The organism is Pyramidobacter sp. CG50-2 (assembly GCF_003612005.1).
GTDB lineage: Bacteria > Synergistota > Synergistia > Synergistales > Dethiosulfovibrionaceae > Pyramidobacter.
On record NZ_RAWT01000072.1, the window covers coordinates 1 to 9,223 of the forward strand.

Consider the following 9,223-nt stretch of genomic DNA (forward strand, 5'->3'; position numbering starts at 1 on the left):
TGATCCTGCGGTTATCGTATTTTGCCGGGCGTCCACGTTGACCTGATTTCGGGTGTTCGGGCGGCAGCATTCTCTTGATTCGATTCCACTCGCTGGAGGTCAGTTCATATCTTCTCTCTTCCATGAGAAAAGTTTAAGCGATTGGATCGATTTAGGCAACTTTGACGTTTTTTAAACAAGCCCTAGTTCGACCATGAAAATGGAGGATCGAAAAGTGAATATCGCGCGCGCCAGCATCAAACGCCGCGCCGTGGTGCTGTTTCTCTGCGCTCTCACCGCCGTGGCGGGCATCGTCGCTTATTTCCGGATCGGCAAGCTCGAAGATCCGGCCTTCACGATCAAGACGGCCGTGGTCACTGCCGTCTATCCCGGCTCGACGGCCTACGAAACCGAGCGCGAGGTGACCAGCCGCATCGAAGACGCCGTACAGTCCATGGGCGAAGTCAAGCACATCCGCTCCCGTTCCATGCCGGGCATGGCGCTTATCTACGTAGACATCAAGGACGAATACGATTCGTCGGAACTTCCTCAGGTATGGGACATCCTGCGCCAGAAGCTGAACGACGTGCAGCCGAATATGCCGGCAGGCAGCGCGATTCTGATCAACAACGACTTCGGCGACGTCTACGGCCAGTTTTACGCGCTGATCGGCGACGGTTACACGATGAAGGATCTGTGGGATTACGCCGATTTTCTCAAAAAACAGCTCGTGCTCGTGCCCGAGGTCGCCAGCGTACAGATCCTCGGCGAACAGAAGGAAGGCGTGTACGTCGAGTTTTCGTCCAGCCGCATGGCTTCGCTGGGATTGTCGCCGGCTTCGGTCTTCGCCGTGCTCAATCAGCAGAACAGCCTTTCCGCCATCGGCAGCACGATCACGGGCGAACGCTATGTGCGCATTTCGCCGACCAGCGCCATCCTTTCCGTGGGGGACATTGGCGATCTGGTCATCGGCGGAGCCGGAGGCCGACTGATCCGTCTCAAGGAAGTGGCCTCGGTGCGGCGCGATTTTCTTGATCCGCAGACGTTCATGATGCGCTTCAACGGCCGTCCTGCGCTGGGTGTCGGCATCGCCACGGTGACCGGGGGCAACGTGGTGAGAATGGGACGTGCCGTGTCGCAGCGGCTCGAAGAGCTGGAGATCCACCGGCCTGTCGGCATGGAACTGGAAGAGATCTATATGCAATCCGATCAGGTAACCGCATCGATCAATGACTTCATCGTCAACCTGGGCGAGTCTCTCGCCATCGTCATCGGCGTGCTGCTGATCTTCATGGGGCTGCGGTCGGGACTGCTGATCGGCGTCGTGCTGCTGCTCACCGTCGCGGGAACCGTGGCGGTGATGAATCAGGCGGGGATCTTTTTGCAGATCGTCTCGCTGGCGGCGCTGATCATCGCGCTGGGCTCGCTGGTGGACAACGCCATCGTCGTCACCGAAGGCATGCTGGTCGGCGTGGAGCGCGGCATGGCGGTAGAAGATGCCGCTTCCGACGCGGTCGAAAGTTCCAAATGGGCCATGCTGGGCGGCACGTTCATCGCCGTCATGGCGTTCGCTCCGATCGGGCTGTCGCCTGACATGACGGGGGAGTTCTGCGGCTCGTTGCTGTCCGTCGTGGGGATCTCCATGGCGCTCAGCTGGGTGGCGGCGCTGACGGTGACGCCGGTGTTCGGGCAAATGATGCTGAAGGCGAAGAAACAGGAGAAAGACCCTTACGACCGCGGATTGTTCCGAGCGTATCGCGCGGCGCTCGAGTGGTGCCTGCGTTACCGCGCCGTCACCGTAGGAGCGACGCTGGCGCTGTTCGCCGCGGCCACGATGCAGTTCGCCAGTCTCGATCAGTCGTTCTTTCCCGACTCCAACACGGTCTATTTCATGACCGACCTATGGGGGCCCCAGGGCTCGACGCTGGAAGCCCAAAGTCAGGCGACCTCCGAGCTGGAACGGTATCTGCGCTCTCAGCCGGAGGTAAAAAACGTTTCCAGCTTCATCGGCGGCGGCAGCTTGCGCTTCATGCTCACCTATTCGCCGCCCGATCCCAACAACGCTTTTTCGCAGCTGGTCGTGGAAGTGCGGGATGAGGAGCAGACGCGTCCCGTGCTGCTGAAAACTGAACGATACATCGCCGACCATATGCCCTCCATCCGCGGGACGTGCCGCAACTTTGCCCGCGGCAGCGGCATGACTCCCAAGATCGAAGCCCGCTTCTACGGCGACGATCCCGCCGTGCTGCGTCGGCTGGCCGCGCAGGCCGTCGCCGTGATGGAGGACGATCCCAGCCAGAACTTCGTCCGCCACGATTGGCGCGATCCCGTCGAGGTGTTCCGCCCTCACGTGCTGAAGGATCAGATGCAGAATCTTGGTTTGACGCGCCCGATGATCAATCAGGCTATTCTCGTAGCGACGACCGGCGCTCCGGTGGGCGTTTTCCGCGACGGTGACCGTTCTCTGCCCATTCTGGCCGCGCTCGTGCCGGGAGAGCGCCACCGCGTCGACCTGCTCAGCGCGCTGCCCTTGTGGGCTCCGGCCGCCCAGGCGTCGGTGCCTCTAGGGACCGTCGTGTCGTCGCTGGACGTGACCTTTGAGGACGATATCGTCGTGCGCCGCGATCGCAGCCGCGTGATTACCGTGGCCAGCGAAGTGAAGCTGGGAGACAACGCCGACGCCATGCTGCGGCGCGTGCGTCCCGCCATCGAAGCGATCGAGCTGCCTGTGGGCTATCACCTGGAATGGGGCGGCGAAAAAGAAATGTTCGACGACGCCGTCGGCGGCATGGCGACGGCTTTCGTCCCCGCTCTGGTCGTGATGTTCACCATCATGGTCTTCCTGTTCAACGGTTTCCGCCAGGCGCTGATCATTTTCTTCTCGCTGCCGCTGATCATTACCGGCATCGCCGGGGGCATCCGCGTCGCCGGCATGGATCTGAGCTTTGTGGCCATCGTCGGCGTGCTGAGTTTGGTCGGCATGCTGGCGAAAAATTCCATCGTGCTGCTTGATCAGGTCAGCGCGGATTTCGCCGCCGGTCGCGACCGCTACGAGGCCATCGTCGCGGACGGCGTCAGCCGCGTGCGCCCCGTGGCCATGTCGGCGCTGACCACAGTGCTTGGCATGATTCCGCTGGTCCGTGATCGGCTTTTCGGCCCGATGGCGGTGACCATCATGTCGGGGCTGACGGTCAGCACAGTGCTGACGCTGATCGTGATCCCCGTCCTGACGGCGATCGCCTATCGTGTCCCATGTCCCTCTGAGAGGAAGGAATAGAGATCATGAAAGAGCCGTCAGATCCGAGAAAGAGGTCTGACGGCTCTTTTATTCTATGGCGTTAGACTTGTTTTACAATGCCGGCGGCTTGCGGAAATGCGAATGCTGTTCGAAGGCGTAGGCGATGGAGATGAGCAGAGCTTCGCTCCATGGACGGCCGATGATCTCCATGCCGACGGGAACGCCGACCGGCGCGTTTTCGTCGGGAGCGAATCCCGCCGGCACGCAGACCGAAGGGAACCCCGTGGACGAGCAGAGCACGCCGTTGCGCTGCCGCTGGCTGTCGCCGCATTTGCAGACCAGCTGCTGCTGGTGGGGGTAGATCATCGCGTCGAGCCGCAGATCGGCCATGATCTTCAGCACGCGAGTGCGGAGCCCGATCTTGTTGTACATCTTTTCAAGGTAACGCGGAGTACCGACCTCGAGCTTCATCGCGTCGCGCATGTTGCTTTCCGAGAAAGGGTGGAACAACCCTTTGTCGAGGATTTCCTTCATGCTGTGAACGGGCCAGTCGGTAGGCAGTCCCCTGAGATAGCTGTCCAGATCGCGGCGAAAATCGTCGAGATGCACGGACGTCTCGCTGGTCAGCCATGACTGGTCGATGTCGTCCCTGGCGGGAACCAGCGTGGCGCCGTTGGCCTCGAATACCTTCATGGCTTCGCTCATGACGGCGTTGGTGGAGCGGTTGACGTCTTCCTTGCCGAAAAGACTTTCCAGCACGCCGATACGTTTGCCCGGCAGCGCGTTTTCGTCGAGATACTTTGCGTAGTCTTCCACGACGTGGCCGACGCCCCACGCCGTTTCCGCGTCGTCGGGGTCGTAGCCGGCGATGACGCTGAGGCACCGCGCCGCGTCCTCCACGGTGCGGCAGATCGGTCCGGCCGTGTCCTGCGTCAGCGAGTAAGGCACGATCCCGGCCCGCGAAACCAGGCCGATCGTGGGACGGATGCCTACAAGGCTGTTGGCCGAGGCGGGCGAACGCACCGAGTTGATCGTGTCGGTGCCCAGGCCGACGATGCCGATGTTGGCGGCGATCGTCGCGCCGGTACCGCCGGAAGAGCCGCCGGGCGTGCGCGTCGGATCGTACGGATTGACCGACTGGCCGAGGATAGAGCTGACCGTTTCGCCCCAGATGGCGAACTCGTGCAAGTTCGTCTTGGCGAGGATCAGCGCGCTGCTTTCGCGCAGCCTTTTGGTGACGAAGGCGTCTTTTTGCGGCACCCAGCCCTTCAGCGCGACGCTTCCCGCCGTCGTGGGCATGTCGGTCGTGTTGAAGTTGTCTTTCAGCATTACGGGGATGCCGTGAAGCGCCCCGCAAAGCCGGCGTCTTTCCTTTACGTACGCGTCGAAGCGGTCGGCTTCTTCCAGCGTCTTAGGATTGACGCAGATGATGGAATTGATCCGCGGCTCCAGCTGTTCAATGCGCTTCAGATAATATTCACACAGCGCGCGGCAGGTCAACGAACCGTCCAAATAGGCGGCGTGGACTTTGGCGACGGTCGCTTCGATGAAGTCGAAACTGGTCACGGGGACGACCTCCCTTTAGAAGGGCAGAACGGCGGCGAGCACGAAGATGAAGCCGCTGAGCAGCATGATCGCCATGCTGTAGCCCATGATGTGTTTCGCTTCTAGCCCGGTGATGCCCAGCAGGGCGATGGCCCAGAAGGGCTGCGCCATGTTGGTCCATGTGTTGCCGTAGCCGACCATCAGACTCGTTTTGACCAAATCGGCGCCCATCAGCTTGGCCGACTCGATGGCGATAGGCCCTTGGACGGCCCACTGCCCGCCGCCGGAGGGCACGAACATGTTGACCAGCGAGGAAGAAAGAAACGTCCACAGGTAGAAGGTCCCCTTGGTGCTGATGGCAGCGATGCCGTTGGCAAGGATCAGCACGAGTCCCGAGTATTTGACGATGCCCATGATGCCGGCGTAGAGCGGAAACTGGAAGATGATGCCGGCCACGCCGGCAGTCGTATCCTTGACGGCCTGCACGTAGTTGGCGATGTTGCCGTAGAGCAAAATGCCAACAAACAGGAAGAGCGCGTTGAGCATGTTGAAGTCAAGGGCGCCCAGCCCCTTCCGGCTGAAAGCCCAGAAAATGTAAACGAAGCCCATGGCGCAAAGCGCGAGGGAAATCAGCGGACTGTAGTTGAGAACGTCGCCGACGGTCGGATTCTCGGGACGGCGCTTGACTTTCAGGTCTTCTTTTTCAATGGCGCAGACGGCGTTTTCGTCAAGGGGCATGAACTCGTCGGGATTCTTCGGCTGCAGCATGGCGGCGAAGATGGCGGGAAAGATCGCCAGCGCCACGGTGACGGCGATGTTCATCGGGTTGAGCATGAACTGCGACATGGGCACGACGCCCATCGTTTTTTCCAGAACGTGTCCCGGCATGGCGATAAACAGACCGACCGAGGAACTGAGCATCCCCTGCCACGTCATCTGTCCCACATAAGCCCCGGCGGCCAGGAGCCCGTACTCAAAGGGGATGCGCTTGAGCCGCAGATTGCGGGCCAGCTCCTTGGCAAGAATGGCGCCGACGATCAGGCTCAGCCCCCAGTGAACAAAGGAGACGACGACGCTGACGAATGTGACCAGAAAAGCGGCGGAACGTCCGCTGTTGGGGATTCCCGCCAGCCCGTCGATCCATCTCTTGACGAGAGGGGCGTTGGCGACGCAGGAACCGGTGATGACGATGAGCGACATCTGCATGGAGAAGCCGAGCAGTTCCCATAATCCCTTGTACCAATTTTGGATCATCTGCATCGGTCCCTGATCGGTCAGCGTGATCCCGAGGATAAACGCGATAAAAGTCAGCACAACGGCGAAAATACTGGCGTCCGGCATGTATTTCAGCGACCAGCGCAGCATGACGTTGCCCATGCGGGTGACAAAAGTTCCGGACTTGGCGGCAGAGTTCTCGTGTGACATAGTAGTTCCTCCTTCTCGAATCTGTTCAGAACGTGACGATGCGGCGAATCCCTCGGGGCGCGTAAAAAAATAAGAGAGCAAAACATTCTGCTCCGACCGAAACGTCGGAAACAGCGCTTTACTCTCTTGCTGAGAAAACGTTTATCGTGGTGCCGTACTGGATACTGTATTTAATTGTCGGTACAAAAATCAATTGCCGAGAATCTGATAGCCGACGCCGATGGATTTGTGTCCCGACAGCTCATGCATGGCCAGGTTTCCGTAGAAGCACAGCGTGAACTCTTCCCTGCGCCGCACGACGGCCGCTTTGAAACAGAAGTTCTGGCCGATGGCGTCGGAAGCGCGGGTACTCTGCGCCGTTTCGAGGACGCAGTGGCAGACCGGATGAACATGGGACCTCTTGCGTTCGATCACGTTCGTGTTCAGACAGAGATTGACCACGCTTCGCACGATGCTCGTCTGGCTGTCGATGCCGAACCCCGAAATCGTCGTCGCGGCGCTGCGCAGGCCAAGTTTTTGATACTGCGCGATGATTTCCTTCTCGACGTCCTGATTCGGCGTCATGGCAAGGAGAATCACCAAACGGCAAAGATCGGTTTCGTTGTCGGGGATCATGAAATTCTCCCACGTTACCATGGCATCACTCTCCTCATCCGATGAAAAAATAAAAGCAAGTGAAAGCAAGCCCTCGCGGCCTGTTTTTACTTGCTTACTCAGATACTTTTACTGGCGCAAAAAACTTTGGATTTTTACTTAGTATGCTATGGATTCATATACTTTTCTTACGTCGAAAGTATATAACAGAATTCTTCCCCTCGTCAAGTGTTTTTTGTTCGATCGATTTTCATTCGAAGGCACTGAAGCGGCATGGATATTTCCGCGTCAGCGGCGCGGCATTTTCTCCATCGCCAGAGCGATGAGGGCGAGGAAGGGGTCGTCCACGGAGTTATGCGCGGGGGAGTGGATGAAATAATGTCCGAAAAGGTCCTGTACGGTCTCGCGCCGCGCGACGATGTCCACGAAGCGTTCGGCGAGGTGGACGGGGCTGTCGCCTGCCGAGACGATCTGGAAGCCGAGGATCTGGCCGGGTTTGAATCCCTCGTCTTCGCCCGTGGAGAGAACGACCTTCCAAACGGCGTCCTTGCCCGAGGGCATGAAGGGATCTCGGCTGCGCACCGGCAGGGAAAGCGGGATCACATTGAATCCGGCGCGGCGGGCCGCTTCTTCGCTCCAGCCCACGGCGCCCCAGTGCAGGCCGAAGATTTCGCTCACGCCCCAGAGCGTCGCAGGCGGAAGCTGCGCGGGCAGTCCGGCGATGTCCATAACGGCCGTCATGGCCTGGCGCATCGCCAGCGTGCCGATCAGCGGCAGAACGGAGCGCCCCGACGCCGCGTCGGCGACCTGCGCGGCGTCTCCCACGGCCCATACCGAAGGCAGCGAGGTGCGCTGCGCGGCGTCGACGACGATGCCGCGCTCGATTTTCAGCCCCATGGCGCGCGCCAAATCGAGGCGCGGGCGCACGCCCGAAGCGAAGACGACCGCGTCGGCGGCGAGTTCTCCGCTGCGCAGCGTCAGCGTGCCGGGCGTCCAGCTCAGCACGGCGTCGTTCAGATGGAGTTCGACGCCCCGTTCGCGCAGGCGGCGTTCCACCGCCGCGGCCATGTCGGCGTCCAGCGCCGAAACGGCGTGCGGCAGAGCTTCTACGGCGACGACGCCGACGCCGCGGTCGGAAAGGGCTTCGATGATCTCCAGGCCGACGGCTCCCGTGCCGACGACGGCCACTTTTTGGACGCGCGCGGCCAGTTCGTCCAAAGCGCGAGCGTCCTGAGCGCCTCTGAGGACGTAAACGCCGTCGGCGAGGAACGAACGGTCGACGAGCCGGTCGCCGACGGCGACCATCAGGCCGGAGACGGCGCCATTTTCTTTTAAGATCCCTTCCGCCGGCGGCAGCCAGGGGACGGCGCCGGGAGCGAGGATCAGGTTCTCGTAGGCGATCTGCGTCTCGCCCGCGGGGCCTGCGACCGTCGCGGTCTTCGCCGCCGCGTCGATTGTCGTCACGGAGCCGAAAACGACGTCTTTCGCGGCGTTGGGCGGCAGGCGTTTCTCGCGCGACAGATCGACGACCGTCGCTTCGGGGCCGTCGGGGATCAGGCGGCGTCCCACGCCGTAGGGCAGGCTGCAGATGACGGTGGGTTCTTCGTTCAGCACCATGACGGCCGGTTCCACGCCGAAACGGCGGGCCGTGATGTACGACACGCGGCCGCCGGGACCTCCCCCGACGATCAAGAGTTTTGCCGCGCGCACGGCTTCTTTTTTCTCAGACATGTTTTCGTTCCTCCTCCGGAAATGTCCCCGCATCCGCCGCGCCGCTGCCGGCGCGTTCTTTGGATGCAAGGCGTTTTTGCGCTGTGGTTCCACTTTAACCGTTCGCCGGATTTCTTTCAGTGATAACGTCACAGTTCTCTAATATTGAAATAACGGCAGTTGTTATTCATGTTTATTTTTGTTATACTTTATTCACGTTAAGCTTCGAATAGGCGCGGTTATAGGATTCGGGAAAATATATGACGCTGAGGGGTTGACAACGATGTCCGAGGCCACTATGCTGTCACAGCACAGCACAGCACAGCACAGCACAGCACAGCACAGCACAGCACAGCTAACTAAAACTGTTTCCTTCGATAGAGTGAAAAAGCCTCCGGAAGGCGGCGGAACGACCAGGTTTTGTGGTCGTTCCGCCGCCTTCCGGAGGCTTTTTTTGTAAATGTACGTTTGTGTGACAAGTTGAACGTTCTATGATGTAAAAGCTAACGTAAGGATTATGTCGTGCGCTTTTTCGCTCATGGGACCAAAAGATTTTCCGGATTAAGAACTGTTCCGATCCTGATTTTTAATTGTGCTTTTTAATTGAAAATCAGGATCAGTTTACGGAAAGGGGCTTCCTCATTTGAGAATCCTAGCCAGAGCCAAAGAGATCTACGCTTACCGCGAGATGGTCTACAACCTCGTGCGGCGGGATCTTCACGGACGCTACAA

General features: G+C 59.8%; 5 protein-coding genes. 1 reads left to right on the forward strand and 4 read right to left on the reverse strand.

Going from position 1 to position 9,223, the window contains the following annotated elements; translation table 11 throughout:
* The first annotated feature begins 214 nt into the window (after window positions 1-214).
* Entirely contained in the window at window positions 215-3,256 is a 3,042-nt protein-coding gene (locus D7D26_RS11280; protein ID WP_120373107.1) for an efflux RND transporter permease subunit, read from the forward strand.
* 72 nt (window positions 3,257-3,328) lie between these two features.
* Here D7D26_RS11280 and D7D26_RS11285 read toward each other — a convergent pair whose 3' ends face one another.
* The 4 genes from D7D26_RS11285 to D7D26_RS11300 all read right to left on the reverse strand — a co-directional run bounded on the left by D7D26_RS11285 (window position 3,329) and on the right by D7D26_RS11300 (window position 8,512).
* Window positions 3,329-4,783: an amidase family protein gene (locus D7D26_RS11285; RefSeq protein WP_120373108.1), complete on the reverse strand. Its 1,455-nt coding sequence runs from the start codon at window positions 4,781-4,783 to the stop codon at window positions 3,329-3,331.
* A gap of 15 nt (window positions 4,784-4,798) precedes the next feature.
* Complete coding sequence (locus tag D7D26_RS11290) at window positions 4,799-6,187, reverse strand: short-chain fatty acid transporter (protein WP_120373109.1); 1,389 nt, start codon at window positions 6,185-6,187, stop codon at window positions 4,799-4,801.
* Between the two features lie 189 nt (window positions 6,188-6,376).
* Entirely contained in the window at window positions 6,377-6,823 is a 447-nt protein-coding gene (locus tag D7D26_RS11295) for a HutP family protein (protein ID WP_120373110.1), read from the reverse strand.
* A 246-nt stretch (window positions 6,824-7,069) separates the two neighbouring features.
* Entirely contained in the window at window positions 7,070-8,512 is a 1,443-nt protein-coding gene (locus tag D7D26_RS11300) for an NAD(P)/FAD-dependent oxidoreductase (RefSeq protein WP_120373111.1), read from the reverse strand.
* Window positions 8,513-9,223: the final 711 nt, after the last annotated feature.

Bases quoted from the DNA above. Each gene is read 5' to 3' on its own strand.
- D7D26_RS11295 (WP_120373110.1), bottom strand. From the start codon at position 6,823: ATGGTAACGTGGGAGAATTTCATGATCCCCGACAACGAAACCGATCTT.
- D7D26_RS11290 (WP_120373109.1), bottom strand. From the start codon at position 6,187: ATGTCACACGAGAACTCTGCCGCCAAGTCCGGAACTTTTGTCACCCGC.
- D7D26_RS11300 (WP_120373111.1), bottom strand. From the start codon at position 8,512: ATGTCTGAGAAAAAAGAAGCCGTGCGCGCGGCAAAACTCTTGATCGTC.